At 58.8% G+C, this 15,557-nt stretch carries 15 protein-coding genes; 13 read left to right on the forward strand and 2 right to left on the reverse strand.

All coding sequences use genetic code 11. The features are described from left to right. Positions 1–274: 274 nt before the first annotated feature. Together HX790_RS25655 and HX790_RS25660 are read right to left on the reverse strand one after the other, a co-directional pair. Positions 275–1,495, reverse strand: a complete 1,221-nt coding sequence (locus HX790_RS25655; protein WP_017139059.1) for a CaiB/BaiF CoA-transferase family protein — start codon at positions 1,493–1,495, stop codon at positions 275–277. A 12-nt stretch (positions 1,496–1,507) separates the two neighbouring features. Continuing rightward, positions 1,508–2,689, reverse strand: coding sequence for an acyl-CoA dehydrogenase (locus tag HX790_RS25660; protein WP_003187423.1), 1,182 nt, complete (start codon positions 2,687–2,689; stop codon positions 1,508–1,510). 157 nt (positions 2,690–2,846) lie between these two features. Here HX790_RS25660 and HX790_RS25665 point away from each other — a divergent pair, with 157 nt between their 5' ends. The 13 genes from HX790_RS25665 (at position 2,847) to HX790_RS25725 (ending at position 15,414) form a co-directional block, all read left to right on the forward strand. Continuing rightward, the gene (locus HX790_RS25665; RefSeq protein WP_017139060.1) at positions 2,847–3,746 is read left to right on the forward strand and encodes a LysR family transcriptional regulator; all 900 of its coding nucleotides are present in this window, start codon (positions 2,847–2,849) and stop codon (positions 3,744–3,746) included. Between the two features lie 452 nt (positions 3,747–4,198). Beyond that, positions 4,199–5,320: a Re/Si-specific NAD(P)(+) transhydrogenase subunit alpha gene (locus HX790_RS25670; protein WP_099550154.1), complete on the forward strand. Its 1,122-nt coding sequence runs from the start codon at positions 4,199–4,201 to the stop codon at positions 5,318–5,320. Between the two features lie 15 nt (positions 5,321–5,335). Beyond that, positions 5,336–5,656: an NAD(P) transhydrogenase subunit alpha gene (locus HX790_RS25675; protein ID WP_003220416.1), complete on the forward strand. Its 321-nt coding sequence runs from the start codon at positions 5,336–5,338 to the stop codon at positions 5,654–5,656. Continuing rightward, a complete protein-coding gene (locus tag HX790_RS25680) occupies positions 5,656–7,092 on the forward strand; it encodes an NAD(P)(+) transhydrogenase (Re/Si-specific) subunit beta (protein WP_017139062.1) in 1,437 nt (478 codons plus the stop codon). The genes HX790_RS25675 and HX790_RS25680 overlap by 1 nt, the downstream gene beginning before the upstream one ends. A 235-nt stretch (positions 7,093–7,327) precedes the next feature. Next, complete coding sequence (locus HX790_RS25685; protein ID WP_017139063.1) at positions 7,328–8,821, forward strand: acetyl-CoA hydrolase/transferase family protein; 1,494 nt, start codon at positions 7,328–7,330, stop codon at positions 8,819–8,821. A gap of 318 nt (positions 8,822–9,139) precedes the next feature. Continuing rightward, positions 9,140–9,355: a DUF1127 domain-containing protein gene (locus tag HX790_RS25690; protein WP_048721398.1), complete on the forward strand. Its 216-nt coding sequence runs from the start codon at positions 9,140–9,142 to the stop codon at positions 9,353–9,355. Between the two features lie 263 nt (positions 9,356–9,618). Further along, complete coding sequence (locus tag HX790_RS25695) at positions 9,619–9,804, forward strand: DUF1127 domain-containing protein (protein WP_017139065.1); 186 nt, start codon at positions 9,619–9,621, stop codon at positions 9,802–9,804. A 159-nt stretch (positions 9,805–9,963) separates the two neighbouring features. Then, a complete protein-coding gene (locus tag HX790_RS25700; RefSeq protein ID WP_017139066.1) occupies positions 9,964–10,284 on the forward strand; it encodes a DUF2388 domain-containing protein in 321 nt (106 codons plus the stop codon). A 106-nt stretch (positions 10,285–10,390) separates the two neighbouring features. After that, on the forward strand, positions 10,391–10,699 hold the full coding sequence (locus HX790_RS25705) for a DUF2388 domain-containing protein (RefSeq protein WP_017139067.1): 309 nt from the start codon (positions 10,391–10,393) through the stop codon (positions 10,697–10,699). Positions 10,700–10,738: 39 nt separating this feature from the next. Then, positions 10,739–11,059 carry a DUF2388 domain-containing protein gene (locus HX790_RS25710; RefSeq protein ID WP_017139068.1) on the forward strand — a complete coding sequence of 107 codons (321 nt, stop codon included), beginning with the start codon at positions 10,739–10,741 and terminating at the stop codon, positions 11,057–11,059. Then, the gene (locus tag HX790_RS25715) at positions 11,056–13,017 is read left to right on the forward strand and encodes a DUF4105 domain-containing protein (protein ID WP_017139069.1); all 1,962 of its coding nucleotides are present in this window, start codon (positions 11,056–11,058) and stop codon (positions 13,015–13,017) included. Before HX790_RS25710 ends, HX790_RS25715 begins: the two co-directional genes overlap by 4 nt. 256 nt (positions 13,018–13,273) lie before the next feature. Then, positions 13,274–14,581, forward strand: a complete 1,308-nt coding sequence (locus tag HX790_RS25720; RefSeq protein WP_017139070.1) for a CitMHS family transporter — start codon at positions 13,274–13,276, stop codon at positions 14,579–14,581. Positions 14,582–14,646: 65 nt separating this feature from the next. Next, entirely contained in the window at positions 14,647–15,414 is a 768-nt protein-coding gene (locus tag HX790_RS25725; protein WP_017139071.1) for a TerC family protein, read from the forward strand. The last annotated feature ends 143 nt before the right edge of the window (positions 15,415–15,557 follow it).

Consider the following 15,557-nt stretch of genomic DNA (forward strand, 5'->3'; position numbering starts at 1 on the left):
GGCGAATTCTACAGCGTTACACGCTGCTGTCAACACCTCTTTTTCAACTTCCTTTTGGCTTCGATGAACTGAAGCAACTTGCTGCCGAAAACTTCGTAACTCGTTGTTTACCAAGGAGTTTTCCGTTTCGACTGCGCCGGAAGTGGGGCGAATTATAGACTTCTAGAATCTGCCGTCAACACTTAATTTAGCGCCTCTATCAATAAGTTAGAATTGATCAAAAAACAACCAGACCAACGCTCTTTGATCAAACTACTTATATAGAAGAGCAGCTTCAGATAACGCCCGCAGCCTTCAGCGCAGCCACATTCGCCGAATCCAGACCCAACACCCCCTGCAGCACCTGCACCGTATGCTCGCCCAATAGAGGAGGCGCATTACGATATTCCACCGGCGTCTTGGACAACCGCATCGGACTGGCGACCTGAGGCACCATCCCCGCCAATGCATGCGGCAACGCCATCGCCAACCCACGCGCCTTGACCTGCGGGTCGGCAAACACCTGCGCCAGATCATTGATCGGCCCACACGGCACGCCTACTTGCTCCAACTGCGACACCCACTCAGCCGTCGTCTTGAACACTGTGGCCTGGCGAATCAGCGGAATCAGCTCCGCACGGTTAGCCACCCGCACCTTGTTAGTCACGAAGCGCGGATCATCCGCCCACTGCGGCTGCCCGGCCACCTCAGCAAACTTGCGAAACTGTCCGTCATTACCCACCGTCAGAATGAAGTCGCCATCAGCCGTGGGAAAGTCCTGGTAAGGCACAATATTGGGGTGAGCATTGCCCAGGCGCTTGGGCGCGATACCCGTCGTCAGGTAATTCATCGCCTGATTGGCCAGGCACGCCACCTGCACATCCAGCAACGCCATGTCGATATGCTGCCCACCGCCGTCATGATCCCGATGAGCCAGCGCCGCCAGGATCGCCACGGTCGAGTACAGCCCCGTCAGGATATCCGTCAACGCCACGCCCACCTTTACCGGCCCAGCTCCCTCATCACCCTCGGGCCGACCGGTCAGGCTCATAAGCCCACCCAGCCCCTGGATCATAAAGTCGTAGCCTGCACGCGTCGCATAAGGCCCCGTCTGGCCGAAGCCTGTGATCGAGCAATAGATCAACTCTGGATTGATTTCCTTGAGCGATTCATAGTCCAGCCCATACGCCGCCAGACCACCCACCTTGAAGTTCTCGATCAGGATATCGGACTTGGCCGCCAGGTCGCGCACCAACTTCTGCCCCTCCGGGCGCGTGAAGTCGATGGTCACCGACTCCTTGTTACGGTTGGCCGACAGGTAATACGCCGCCTCACTGGTGTTCTCGCCATAGGCGTCTTTAAGGAAGGGCGGCCCCCATGCCCGCGTATCATCGCCACTGCCCGGCCGCTCAACCTTGATCACCTCGGCCCCAAGGTCTGCAAGGATCTGTCCGGACCACGGGCCGGCCAGCACTCGTGACAAATCCAATACCCGCAGATGTGAAAGCGCACCCATGCCGTTCTCCTATTAATAGAACGCTTGAAGACCGGTCTGCGCGCGCCCAAGAATCAAGGCGTGCACGTCATGGGTGCCCTCATAGGTATTGACCACCTCCAGGTTGACCAGGTGACGCGCCACCCCGAACTCATCCGAAATACCGTTGCCGCCCAACATGTCCCGCGCCATGCGCGCGATATCCAGGGACTTGCCACACGAGTTGCGCTTCATGATCGACGTGATCTCAACCGCCGCCGTCCCTTCATCCTTCATGCGCCCCAAACGCAGGCAGCCTTGCAAGGCCAGGGTGATTTCGGTCTGCATATCTGCCAGCTTCTTCTGGATCAGTTGGGTAGCCGCCAAGGGCCGCCCAAACTGCTGACGGTCCAGGGTGTACTGGCGAGCGGTATGCCAGCAAAACTCGGCAGCCCCCAGCGCCCCCCAGGAAATGCCATAGCGTGCCGAGTTAAGACAAGTGAAAGGCCCCTTCAGGCCGCGCACGTCCGGGAAGATGTTCTCCTCGGGTACAAACACGTTATCCATGACGATCTCACCGGTAATCGAAGCCCGCAGGCCGACCTTGCCGTGAATCGCCGGAGCGCTCAGCCCCTTCCACCCCTTCTCCAGGACAAAACCACGGATATCACCCGCATCGTCCTTACCCCACACCACAAACACATCGGCGATCGGGCTGTTGGTGATCCACATCTTGGCGCCGGTCAGGCTGTAGCCGCCATCGACCTTACGTGCACGGGTAATCATCGCACCCGGGTCAGAACCGTGGTTAGGCTCGGTCAGGCCGAAACAGCCGATCCACTCGCCCGATGCCAGCTTTGGCAGGTACTTCTGCTTTTGCGCCTCGGTGCCAAATTCGTTGATCGGCACCATCACCAATGACGACTGCACACTCATCATTGAGCGATAACCGGAGTCGACACGCTCCACCTCACGGGCAATCAGCCCGTAGCTCACGTAGTTCAGGCCACTGCCGCCGTACTGCTCAGGGATCATCGCGCCCAGCAGGCCGGTTTCACCCATCTCGCGAAAAATCGCAGGGTCGGTCTTTTCATGGCGAAAGGCTTCGAGCACACGCGGCGCCAGCTTGTCCTGGGCGAATTGCTCAGCACTGTCGCGCACCATGCGCTCTTCTTCGGTGAGCTGTTGATCCAGCAACAGCGGATCGATCCAGTTGAAGCTTGCCTTGCCAGCCATGAATAAGTCCTCGGGGAAGAAAACAGAAGTCGTGGATGCAGCCTAGGCCTAGCAACCGCAGAGGGCAAACGAGGTTTATGCATAGGGTTGTGCTAATTTCTCACTTCGTAATGAGCTAGAAGCGCACAAATGCGCTTTATGAGTGAGTACAACGTACATGCGCAGAAAAATTCCCAGCACCACCGCCCTGGTCAGCTTTGAAGCAGCGGCCCGCCACGAGAGCTTTACCAAGGCGGCGCACGAGCTTTCACTCACTCAAGGCGCCATCTGTCGACAGATCGCCAGTCTGGAGGAGTTTTTGAGTGTCGAGCTATTTCGACGCTCACGGCGGGGCGTCAAGCTGACGGAGGCGGGGCTTTCTTATAGCCGTCGCGTTGCCATGCAACTGGACGCCGTAGAGCGCGATACCTTGTCGGTCATGGGGCAGCAAGGTGCGAATGTCATCGAGCTGGCAGTGGTGCCAACGTTCGGCACCCAATGGCTGATCCCACGGCTCAAGGACTTCCAGCACCAACACCCGGAAGTCACGGTGAACCTCACCAACCGCACGCGCCCTTTTTTGTTTGCCGACACCGAGTTCGACGCCGCCATCTACTTTGGCGATGCCGATTGGTCGGGCACCGAATCCCACCGACTGATGGGCGAAAACCCCGTTCCCGTGTGCAGTCCGCGCTTACTGGGCAGCCGTGCCCACTTCAGCCCGGAAGAGATCGCCCAACTGCCACTGCTGCAACAAACCACTCGGCCATATGCCTGGCGCCAGTGGTTCAGCGCGCAACAACTGAACATACCTCGCGACATGACAGGCCCGCGTTACGAGCTATTCTCGATGTTGTCGCAGGCAGCCATGCATGACATGGGGATCGCGCTGATTCCGCCTTTCCTCATCCAGCGCGAGCTGGAGGAGAAGCATCTGGTGATCGCAAGCCTCGAAGCGCTGAGCAGCACAAAGGCTTACTACCTGATGATTCCCGAAAGAAAAGTCGAGTCTGCGTCGCTGCACGCGTTTAGAGATTGGCTGATCGACCAGTCACAGCGCTATAACCCCAGCATTTAAAGGGCAAGGTCATTTTATTGACCTTGTAGTCAAATAAATTAAGCGCCTACAGATGTAACTATATGTCGTGTTTTGGAAGACTGTACCTCTCAGCGTAAAAATGAGCTTAACGCCATGACTGACAAGGCTTGTAGCGACTATCAGCTGCCAATGCCCGACCATTCACGGGAAAGATAGGAAAACCGTTTACAGCCCTCTAAAACCCTTTAAATACCTGTATTTAAAGAGGTTATTTTGCCATGTTGCGACAATCAGTCACAGGGTGACTTGTAGTTAATTTTTCGTCACCCGTCATAATCCCTTGAAGGCCGTAAAGTTCGCCTGCAAAATGCCGCGCCCCGCTGTCATTTCAGCGGGATCGTGCTGATCGGCCGCCCCAGCTGCGCCCCTCACGGTGCACTGGCCTTTTTACAAAAAGATCAAAAGCAAAAAGATCATGCAGGAGATTTGACGTGCACATTGGTGTTCCTCTCGAAACCCAGACCGGTGAAACGCGGGTGGCTGCCACCCCGGAAACCATCAAGAAGCTGATCGGCCAGGGCCATAAGGTCACTGTACAAAGCGGCGCAGGCATTACCGCCAGCATCGTCGACAGTGCCTATGAAACGGCAGGCGCAACCATTGGCAGCGCCAGCGACGCGTTTGGCGCCGAGCTGATTCTCAAGGTGGTTGCCCCCAGCGACAGCGAACTGACGCTGATCAAAAGCGGCACCGTGTTGGTGGGCATGCTCAACCCGTTCAGCAACGAAACCATCGCCAAGCTGGCAGAGCGAGGCATTACCGCCTTCGCGCTCGAAGCTGCGCCACGTACCTCGCGAGCCCAAAGCCTCGACGTGCTGTCGTCACAGGCAAACATTGCCGGCTATAAAGCCGTATTGCTGGCAGCCCATCACTACCCACGCTTCATGCCGATGCTGATGACTGCCGCCGGCACCGTCAAAGCCGCGCGCGTGCTGATCCTCGGCGCGGGTGTCGCAGGCCTGCAAGCCATCGCTACAGCGAAACGCCTGGGTGCCGTGATCGAAGCGTCTGACGTGCGCCCTGCCGTAAAAGAGCAGATCGAGTCCCTCGGCGCCAAGTTCGTCGACGTGCCCTACGAAACCGATGAGGAGCGTGAATGCGCGGTCGGTGTCGGCGGTTACGCGCGCCCGATGCCATCGAGCTGGATGCAGCGCCAGGCCCTGGCCGTGCATGAACGCGCCAAACAAGCGGACATTGTCATCACTACAGCGCTGATCCCGGGCCGCAAAGCCCCGACCTTGCTCAGTGCCGAAACCGTCGCACAAATGAAGCCGGGTTCGGTGGTCATCGACCTCGCCGCCGCCCAGGGTGGCAACTGCCCGCTGACCGTCGCCGACCAAGTCGTGGTGGAAAACGGCGTGACCATTTGCGGCCCGACCAACCTGGCCGGTGCCGTCGCCGCCGATGCTTCTGCTTTATATGCGCGCAACCTGCTGGACTTCCTGAAGCTGGTCTTCACCAAGGAAGGGCAGTTTGAAATCAACCTCGAAGACGACATCGTCGCCGCGTGCCTGATGTGCCGCGACGGCCAAGTCATCCGCAAAAACGCCTAAGCAGGGATTCAGACGATGGAAGAGCTTATCTCCCCCGGTATCTACAACCTGATCATCTTTGTGCTGGCGATTTATGTCGGTTACCACGTGGTCTGGAACGTCACACCCGCGCTGCACACACCACTGATGGCGGTGACCAACGCGATCTCTGCGATCGTAATCGTCGGCGCCATGCTCGCCGCAGCCCTCACCGTGACACCACTGGGTAAAACCATGGGCACCCTGGCCGTGGCCTTGGCGGCGGTTAACGTATTCGGCGGGTTCCTGGTCACGCGCAGGATGCTGGAGATGTTCAAGAAGAAAGCCCCGAAAGCAAAAGAAGAGGCGCCAAAGTAATGAGCATGAATTTGGTTACGACGCTCTACTTGATCGCGTCGATCTGCTTTATCCAGGCCCTCAAAGGCCTGTCGCACCCAACCACATCGCGACGCGGCAACCTGTTCGGCATGCTCGGCATGGCGCTGGCGGTGCTGACGACCGTGGGCCTCATCTACAAGCTCGGCGCTGAGCTTGCAACAGCCGGTATCGGTTACGTGATCGTCGGCCTGCTGATCGGCGGCACCGCCGGTTCGATCATGGCCAAGCGCGTAGAAATGACCAAGATGCCAGAGCTGGTTGCCTTCATGCACAGCATGATCGGCCTGGCGGCGGTATTCATCGCGATTGCCGCCGTGGTCGAGCCGCAATCCTTGGGCATCGTCAAACACCTGGGCGACTCGATTCCTGCGGGCAACCGCCTGGAACTGTTCCTCGGCGCAGCCATTGGTGCAATTACCTTCTCCGGTTCGGTGATCGCATTCGGCAAACTCTCGGGCAAGTACAAGTTCCGCCTGTTCCAGGGCGCACCGGTACAGTTCGGTGGCCAGCACAAACTGAACCTGGTGCTCGGCCTGGCAACCCTGGGCCTGGGCCTGGCGTTCATGTTCACCGGCAACCTCACTGCGTTCGCGTTGATGCTGGCCCTGGCTTTCGTGCTGGGCGTGCTGATCATCATCCCGATCGGCGGCGCCGACATGCCGGTGGTTGTCTCGATGCTCAACAGCTACTCCGGTTGGGCAGCGGCGGGCATCGGCTTCTCGCTGAACAACTCGATGCTGATCATCGCCGGCTCCCTGGTGGGCTCCAGCGGCGCGATTCTGTCGTACATCATGTGCAAGGCAATGAACCGCTCCTTCTTTAATGTGCTGCTCGGTGGCTTCGGCAACACAGCAGATGCCGGCGCAGCGGCAGGCTCCAAAGAAGCGCGTCCGGTGAAATCCGGTTCGGCGGACGACGCCACGTTCCTGCTGACCAACGCCGACACCGTGATCATCGTTCCCGGCTACGGCCTGGCAGTCGCTCGGGCGCAACACGCCCTTAAAGAGCTGACCGAAAAGCTGACACACCGTGGCGTGACCGTGAAGTACGCGATCCACCCGGTAGCGGGCCGTATGCCTGGGCACATGAACGTGCTGCTGGCCGAGGCGGAAGTGCCTTACGACCAAGTGTTCGAGATGGAAGACATCAACTCCGAGTTCGGCCAGGCCGACGTGGTGCTGGTGTTGGGCGCCAACGACGTGGTCAACCCGGCCGCCAAGAACGACCCTAACTCACCGATTGCCGGTATGCCGATCCTTGAGGCATTCAAGGCCAAGACCATCATCGTCAACAAGCGCTCGATGGCCAGCGGCTACGCCGGTCTGGATAACGAGCTGTTCTACCTGGACAAGACCATGATGGTCTTCGGTGATGCCAAGAAAGTCATCGAAGATATGGTCAAAGCCGTCGAATAACACTGCGCCAGCGCAATACACGAAACCCTGGCCTCCAGTAGGCTGGGGTTTTTTTATTGTTCCCAAGCTCTGCGTGGGAATGCATCCGGGAATGCTCGGCGTTCCGCTTTGTACTCACGTGAAACCCGACCAAAGGCTCTAAATCGCTGCCTGGCATTCGACCATGGTAGCGGGCCGAATTTGTTTGAAATCACTACACTGCCCACCTTGCTTCCGTAGCCTGAGATAACAATTCATGTACCGTGATCGTATCCGCTTGCCTTCGTTGTTGAACAAGGTCATGAGCGCGGCAGATGCCGCCGCACTGATCGAGGACGGCATGACCGTCGGCATGAGCGGCTTCACCCGTGCCGGTGAAGCCAAGGCCGTCCCCCACGCCCTGGCCGAACGCGCCAAGACTTCGCCGCTGAAAATCACCCTGATGACCGGTGCCAGCCTGGGCAATGACTTGGACAAGCAACTGACCGAGGCCGGCGTTTTGTCGCGCCGTATGCCGTTTCAAGTCGACAGCACACTGCGCAAGGCGATCAACGCAGGCCAAGTGATGTTTATCGACCAGCACCTGTCGGAAACCGTCGAGCAACTGCGCAACAACCAGCTCAAGTTGCCGGACATCGCCGTGATCGAAGCCGTCGCGATTACCGAACAAGGACACATCGTGCCCACCACCTCCGTGGGCAACTCGGCCAGCTTTGCGATTTTCGCCAAACAAGTGATTGTCGAGATCAACCTGGCGCACAACCCGAACCTGGAAGGGCTGCACGACATCTATATCCCGACCTATCGGCCGACGCGCACGCCAATCCCACTGGTCAAGGTCGACGACCGCATCGGCAGTACCGCGATTCCGATCCCGCCGGAGAAGATCGTCGCCATCGTGATCACCAATCAGGCCGACTCCGCCTCAACCGTGACACCACCGGACGCCGACACCCAAGGCATCGCTAACCATCTGATCAACTTCCTCAAGCAGGAAGTCGACGCCGGGCGCATGACCAACAAGCTCGGCCCGCTGCAGGCCGGGATCGGCAACATCGCCAACGCGGTGATGTGCGGCCTGATCGAATCGCCATTCGAAGACCTGACCATGTATTCGGAAGTGTTGCAGGACTCGACCTTCGACCTGATCGATGCGGGCAAGCTGAGCTTTGCTTCCGGCAGCTCCATCACCTTGTCGGAGCGACGCAACGCCGACGTGTTCGGTAACCTGGAACACTACAAGGACAAGCTGGTACTGCGCCCACAGGAAATCTCCAACCACCCTGAAGTGGTTCGGCGCCTGGGCATTATCGGTATCAACACTGCGCTTGAGTTCGACATCTACGGCAACGTCAACTCCACCCACGTCTGCGGCACGCGGATGATGAATGGGATTGGCGGCTCCGGAGACTTCGCGCGTAACGCGCACCTGGCGATTTTCGTCACCAAGTCGATTGCCAAGGGCGGCGCGATCTCCAGCGTGGTGCCGATGGTCAGCCATGTGGACCATACCGAGCATGACGTGGACATTCTGGTGACCGAGGTTGGCCTCGCTGACCTGCGTGGCCTGGCGCCACGCGAGCGCGCACGGGTGATCATCGACAATTGCGTGCACCCGGCTTACCGCGATGCGCTGAACAGTTACTTCAACGCTGCCTGCGCGATCGGTGGGCATACTCCGCACATCCTGCGCGAAGCACTGAGTTGGCACATCAACCTGGAAGAAACCGGGCATATGCTCAAGGCTTGATTGATACAGATCCGAGCTGATGCAAACACAGTTTGTTCAGCTCGGTGACCACAGCCGTACATTTTGAAAAAACTGTACTGCTGTACCGGTCATTTCCTATTGAATTCTCCTACGAACCCCACCGCAAATGCCAATTTCGCACCAATAAAGTGCAGACAGGTACAGTTGCCCCATTTCCGTACAGTACAGCCGCTATAAACAGTTAACTGGCCCCTCACAATACAGGTGAACTGTATCTAGAGAGTCTTGCGTCGGAGGAGGATCATTGGCATCAGTTAAACCACTACCTAATCCCGCCACAAGCGGAAGGATGTCATCATGGAACGTACACTCAGTTCCGATCTGTTCTTCGAAGAAAAAGCTGTAAACACCCAGGCTTCTATGCCTTTGCGCGTTCTCGCCAACCTGATGTTGTGGCAGCGCCGCATCTCCAGCCGCCACCAACTGGCTCGTCTGGATTCGCGTCTGCTGGCTGACGCCGGTATCAGCGAAGCTCAACGCTACGAAGAGCTGAGCAAGCCGTTCTGGCGCTAATTGGCGCCCGCTGGCCCTGACCCGCCGGGTCCACCGCCAGCACCCTGATTTAACAAAACAAAGCCCGCCCCGGGAAACCGGAGGCGGGCTTTGTTGTTTCCGGGTTTCAAACTTTACACGGCTAAAACAGACCCCATAGATAAGGACCAGTACAGTTTAAATAACATAACAATTAGACGGTACAATTTAACTTTGGTGTATCTGTATTGGTAAAAGCTGGCCGCCCAAGATGGTGTTCCAAGACCTCATGGAAGGCCGTCGTCATGAACACACAGACCTCGCGTTACAAACAGTTGATCATTCGAATGGCTTGCGCCCTGGGCAGATGGGCGCGGCAGGCCCATGAACGCCGCCAACTTGCACAACTTGACCCACGTGAATTAGCCGACGCCGGCATCAGCCAGGGCGACCGTACTGCCGAGCTGTCCAAACCTTTCTGGCGTGACTAGGCAGATAGAGGCTTTCCGAACGGATAAGCGGCAGCTTAAGATCCCGTTATTACGTGGCGAACCTTGTAGAACGGACGTCTGATGCTTAATCCGCAACAATGTCCGTTTCACAGTGGCCGCATCGCGCCGCTTTATTTGATCTTCTACAGGAGTTTTTCCATGTCCCGTCTTCGCCTGCTGAGTGCTGCCACCCTGTTGGCCCTGGCCGCCAACGCCAACGCGAGCAGCCTTATCGTGACCACCGACTCGATCGTCGGCGCCCTCAAAGCCACTTCCGATGCCAGCTCCGATGCCACGTCGTCCCTGCGTGACAACAAAGTCGTGCAAGCCGCCCGTGACGACGCTGCCAGCTTTGTTGCCAGCGAAGGCGCCATTCGTGGTGTGAAACTGGAAAGCGCCCTGGCCCAGATTCGCCAACAGGCCCCACAACTGAACACAGCGACCGACGCACAACTGGCCCAGGCGATTCTGGCCATTTGATGATCCGGTAACGCCAGGGCATGCCAGCCGCTACCAAATGTGTCAGCGCTGGCTCTCGCCCGGGCGTTGCGCTAGCCTTGGCGCTCGCTTTCAGTTGTCGAGTCCCATGGCTTTTTCATACCGCCTGTTGATTGTTCCCGTGTTGTTTTCTGCCTGCTGGCCACCCTTGGCTTCGGCCTTTGATGTGTCCACCCAGAGCACCGTCATCAGTGCCTACGCCACCAGCAAGGTGACGTCAGCGCCCTTTGACAGAAAATTGATACTGGCCGCCCAGGATGACGCTGCCGCTTTTATCGCCACTGACGGCCAATGGCGGGGAGCTCGTCTGGAATCTGCGCTGGAGTATCTGCGCCGAACCCAGCCAAAACTTCATGTCAGCGACCTTGAACTGGCGCAGGCAATTCTCGTCCAATAATCATCGTATATTTCTATCTTTGTATTTCGGAGTCATTCCATGCGTAGCCCGCTGATCGCCGCCGCTCTGGGCCTGCTGTTGTTGGCCGATGTCGCCCACGCGCAAACCCTGAAAGCCACCAGTAACATCATCGTGCGTGCCTCGGCGCGCACCATTGATTTCACTTCGGACACCACCACTTCCATCCGCGACTCCAAAATCGTGCGCGAAGCCCACGATGACGCTGCCAGCTTCGTCGCCTCCAACGGCGAAATCCGCGGCGCACAATTGGAAGCAGCCTTCAATACCCTGCGCACCCGCGTACCGGAAGCCCGCGACGCCAGTGACCAGACCCTCGCCGAAGCTATCCTCGCTCTGTGAGGCGCCTGTTCGCCTGGCTACTGGCCGGGACTGTGCTGCTCTGTGCAGGCGCAGCCCAGGCCAGCCTGCAACTGCGGCTCAAGACCGATGGCTTGAGCCCGGCCGAACAGCAGGCCAGCCAGGCGTTGCTCGACGAAGCGATGCGCGCTCTGCCGCCGCGCTTTATCGAGCAGTTGGACCGGCGTATTGATGTCGGCTGGACCGACAAGATGCCTGAAAACGCCTATGGCCAGGCTTCTCTGGTGTCCGAACTGGACCTCAACAGCAACCTGCTCGCCAGCCTCACCGACGGCAGCGCCGCCACCCAGAAGACCAATCGCCCCCATGGCACTGTGCGCCGCGAAATGCTCGCCACCGTGCTGCATGAGCTGACCCACATCTATGACCGTGCGCGCTTGTGGTCCACAGACGAGCGCCGCCTGATCCAACGCTGCAGCCGCCAGAACAACATCACCGGCCTGATCGGCCTGCCCGATCAATGCCGTGGCCAGAACGACCGTCGTTTCACCCTGAGTGACGACCCGCGCCTGCTGGACATTGCCGGCTGGCCCCAATACGTGGGCCGTCGCGGCGAGCGCGAGCAACATAACCACCAGGTCGCCCGCAGCCCCGATATCTACGAAACCACCAGCCCGCTGGAGTTCGTGGCGGTCAATATGGAGTATTTCCTACTTGACCCGAGCTATGCCTGCCGTCGCCCCGCGCTGTTTCGCTATTACAAGGAACACTTCGGCTGGGCACCGCCCGAACAAGACACCTGCGCCAAGACCTACGCGTTCCTGAACGCCGGCAATGACTTCGCCAAAACGCCGCTGGGCCAGATCGACCCGGAGCGCGTTTATGAAATCGACTACTTGCTGGCCGAGGCCAACCAAAATCTGGTGAGCCGCTGGGGCCACAGCATGTTGCGCCTGGTGATCTGCGCACCCGGCCGCCCGCGTGGCCCGGATTGCCGATTGGACCTGGACCAGCACTTGGTATTGTCTTACCGCGCTTTCGTCGGTGACGTACAGCTCTCGAGCTGGGATGGGCTGGTGGGCAAGTACCCGTCACGGCTGTTTGTGCTGCCGTTGGCGCAGGTGATCGACGAATACACCAAGACTGAACTGCGCGGCCTGGCCTCGGTGCCGCTCAAGCTCACCCGCCAAGAGATCAACGACACCGTCGAACATGCCGCCGAGATGCACTGGAGCTACGACGGCAATTACTTTTTTATCTCCAACAACTGCGCGGTGGAGAGCCTCAAGCTGCTACGCAGCGGCAGCGCCAACCCGCAACTGACCGGCCTGGACAACATCACCCCCAACGGCTTGCTCGAGGTGCTCAGTGCCCGCGGCCTGGCTGATACCAGTGTGCTAGACGACAAGCGCGAAGCCTTGCGCCTGGGTTATCACTTCGACTCGTTCCGCGAGCGCTACCAGGCGATGTTCGACGTGCTGCGCAAACACCTGCCGATCAAGCAGACCCAAGTCGAAGACTGGCTCGCCCTCAGTGCCGCAGAACGCCGCCAGTGGTTCATCCAGGCCGACCTGCGCACCAGCGCCGCGCTGCTGCTGCTGGAACAAGCCAGCTATCGCAAACAACTGATGCTGGCCCAGGACGAAGTCAAGCAGCGCTACCTCAATGCCCGTGAGCTGAAAAACGGCGGCATGGAAAAAGCCAACAACACACTGCAACAGATCCTCGCCAACAGCGGTTTTCTAAGCCGCCCGGCGGAATTGCTCGACAGCGGCGGCTACGGCCTGCCGCAACCTTCGGAAGCCAAACGCCTGGAATCGGAAAGCGCCGAGCGCCAGAAGCAACTGCAATCGTTGACCGGCGATCTGGATAAAGAGGTGAGGGCGCTGCTGGACCCTTCACGCGCCGACGAGATTGCCGCCTGCGAAGCCAACCTCAAGCAGATGGGCGAGCACCTGCGCGCCTTGCACAAAGCCTCGGGCGGTTTGGAACTGCCCTGAACCGCCTAAAAGAAAATTCCTACAAACCTTCCATCATCTGACTTACACAGCGAAAGCTGGCTGAAAGCTTCCCCGTCTAGGATCGCCCCCACTGCCGGCAACAGACCGGCTGTAAACAACAACAATGGTGATTCCTGATGTCCGCTACTACCCGCCTGTTCGCTCCAACTCCACTCGTACGCTACGTGCCTTTCGTACTGCGCTGACCCCAACCCGGTTCGCCATTCCCTAGCCGCGCTACGCCCGGAGTATTCCTATGCTGACTTTCCTTGGCTTCGCCATGGTCATCACGTTCATGTACCTGATCATGACCAAGCGCCTGTCCGCGCTGATTGCCTTGATCATTGTGCCAATCCTGTTCGCCCTGTTTGGTGGTTTTGCCCCCGAGATCGGCCCGATGATGCTTGCGGGCATCACCAAGCTTGCGCCGACCGGCGTAATGCTGATGTTCGCCATTCTCTACTTTGCCCTGATGATCGACTCCGGCCTGTTCGACCCGGCCGTGCGCAAGATCCTCAAGATGGTCAAGGGCGACCCGCTGAAAGTTTCGGTCGGTACCGCCGTGCTTGCCCTGGTGGTGTCCCTGGACGGTGACGGCGCCACCACTTACATGATCTGCGTGGCCGCCATGCTGCCGCTGTACCAGCGCATCGGCATGAGCCCGCGGATCATGGCCGGCTTGATCATCCTCGCCGGCGGCGTGATGAACATGACGCCGTGGGGCGGCCCGACTGCCCGCGCCGCGAGTGCTTTGCATGTAGACCCGTCGGACATCTTCGTACCGATGATCCCGGCCATGGCTGTCGGCGTCGTGGCGATCCTGGTGATTGCCTACATGTACGGCAAACGCGAACGTGCCCGCCTGGGTGAACTGCACCTGCAGGGCGACGAGATCGATCACAGCGAGATCAGCGTGTCGCAATTCCCGGACGCCCGTCGCCCCAAGCTGATCTGGTTCAACGGCGCACTGACCTTCGCGCTGATGTGCACCCTGATTGCCGGCCTGTTGCCGCTGCCAGTGCTGTTCATGGTGGCGTTCAGTATCGCGATGATCGTCAACTACCCGTGCCTGCAACAGCAGAAAGACCGCGTCGCCGCCCACGCCGGCAGCGTGCTGGCAGTCGTCGGGCTCATCTTCGCCGCGGGCATCTTCACCGGCATTCTGTCCGGTACCGGCATGGTTGATGCCATGTCCAAGAGCTTGCTGGCGGTTATCCCGGAAGCGCTGGGCCCGTACCTCGCAGTGATCACCGCGCTGGTAAGCATGCCGTTTACCTTCTTCATGTCCAACGACGCGTTCTACTACGGCGTACTGCCCGTACTCGCCGAAGCAGCCAGCCATTACGGTATCACCGCCGTGGAAATGGCCCGCGCGTCCATCGTTGGCCAGCCCGTGCATTTGCTCAGCCCGCTGGTGCCTTCGACTTACTTGCTGGTGGCCCTGGCCGGTATCGAGTTTGGCGATCACCAACGCTTTACCCTCAAGTGGGCAGTGCTGGTGTGCCTGTGCATAATGTTCGCCGCTTTGCTGATGGGGATTTTTCCGCTGTTCAGCACTCTATAATCGTAACGACCTGACCGCGCGGCGCTGCAGCTTGCGCGGCTTCACATTTGCTCAAAGGAATACACATGGAATGGCTGACCAATCCGGAAATCTGGATTGCCTTCTTCACCCTGACGGCCCTCGAGATCGTCCTGGGTATCGATAACATCATCATGATTTCGATCCTGGTCAGCCGCATGCCCAAGCATATGCAGGCGCGCACCCGGATCTTCGGCCTGGCCCTGGCCATGGTCACGCGAATCCTGTTGCTGCTGTCGATCACCTGGGTCATGCAACTCACCGCCGACCTGTTCGTGGTCTTCGGCCAGGGCATCTCCGGTCGCGACCTGATCCTGTTCTTCGGTGGCCTGTTCCTGCTGTGGAAAAGCTCCCAAGAGATGTACCACGCCCTCGAAGGTGAAGACGAAACCCACGACGAGCCGGGCGGCAAGGGTGGCAAGTTCATCTACACCATCATCCAGATCGCGATCATCGACATCGTGTTCTCCCTGGACTCGGTGATCACTGCGGTCGGCATGGTTTCCCATGTGCCGGTCATGGTCGCTGCGATCGTGGTAGCCGTACTGGTGATGATGCTGGCTGCGGGCACCATCAGCGAATTCATCGACAAGCACCCGTCGCTGAAGATGCTGGCGCTGTCGTTCCTGCTGGTGGTGGGTACGGTGCTGATCGCCGAATCCTTCGACGTGCATGTGCCAAAAGGCTACGTCTACTTCGCCATGGCGTTCTCGCTGGCAGTAGAAGCGGTAAACATCAAGATGCGTACCGCTATCGCGAAAAAGAAGAAACAGCAGGATCCTGTGAAACTGCGCAAGGACATTCCGGGTCAATAAACCTGACCCGCTGCTGTTGATCGTTGTTGATCGTTCCCACGCTCCGCGTGGGAATGCCGCCTCAGGACGCTCCGCGTCCGCCCTCAAAGCGACGCAGAGCGTCACGGGATGCATTCCCACGCAGAGCGTGGGAACGATCTTCA

The organism is Pseudomonas sp. IPO3747 (assembly GCF_013385245.1).
In the GTDB taxonomy this organism is placed as follows: domain Bacteria; phylum Pseudomonadota; class Gammaproteobacteria; order Pseudomonadales; family Pseudomonadaceae; genus Aquipseudomonas; species Aquipseudomonas edaphica.

Bases quoted from the DNA above. Each gene is read 5' to 3' on its own strand.
- HX790_RS25655 (WP_017139059.1), bottom strand. From the start codon at position 1,495: ATGGGTGCGCTTTCACATCTGCGGGTATTGGATTTGTCACGAGTGCTG.
- HX790_RS25660 (WP_003187423.1), bottom strand. From the start codon at position 2,689: ATGGCTGGCAAGGCAAGCTTCAACTGGATCGATCCGCTGTTGCTGGAT.
- HX790_RS25665 (WP_017139060.1), top strand. From the start codon at position 2,847: ATGCGCAGAAAAATTCCCAGCACCACCGCCCTGGTCAGCTTTGAAGCA.
- HX790_RS25675 (WP_003220416.1), top strand. From the start codon at position 5,336: ATGGAAGAGCTTATCTCCCCCGGTATCTACAACCTGATCATCTTTGTG.
- HX790_RS25680 (WP_017139062.1), top strand. From the start codon at position 5,656: ATGAGCATGAATTTGGTTACGACGCTCTACTTGATCGCGTCGATCTGC.
- HX790_RS25685 (WP_017139063.1), top strand. From the start codon at position 7,328: ATGTACCGTGATCGTATCCGCTTGCCTTCGTTGTTGAACAAGGTCATG.
- HX790_RS25690 (WP_048721398.1), top strand. From the start codon at position 9,140: ATGGAACGTACACTCAGTTCCGATCTGTTCTTCGAAGAAAAAGCTGTA.
- HX790_RS25695 (WP_017139065.1), top strand. From the start codon at position 9,619: ATGAACACACAGACCTCGCGTTACAAACAGTTGATCATTCGAATGGCT.
- HX790_RS25700 (WP_017139066.1), top strand. From the start codon at position 9,964: ATGTCCCGTCTTCGCCTGCTGAGTGCTGCCACCCTGTTGGCCCTGGCC.
- HX790_RS25705 (WP_017139067.1), top strand. From the start codon at position 10,391: ATGGCTTTTTCATACCGCCTGTTGATTGTTCCCGTGTTGTTTTCTGCC.
- HX790_RS25710 (WP_017139068.1), top strand. From the start codon at position 10,739: ATGCGTAGCCCGCTGATCGCCGCCGCTCTGGGCCTGCTGTTGTTGGCC.
- HX790_RS25720 (WP_017139070.1), top strand. From the start codon at position 13,274: ATGCTGACTTTCCTTGGCTTCGCCATGGTCATCACGTTCATGTACCTG.
- HX790_RS25725 (WP_017139071.1), top strand. From the start codon at position 14,647: ATGGAATGGCTGACCAATCCGGAAATCTGGATTGCCTTCTTCACCCTG.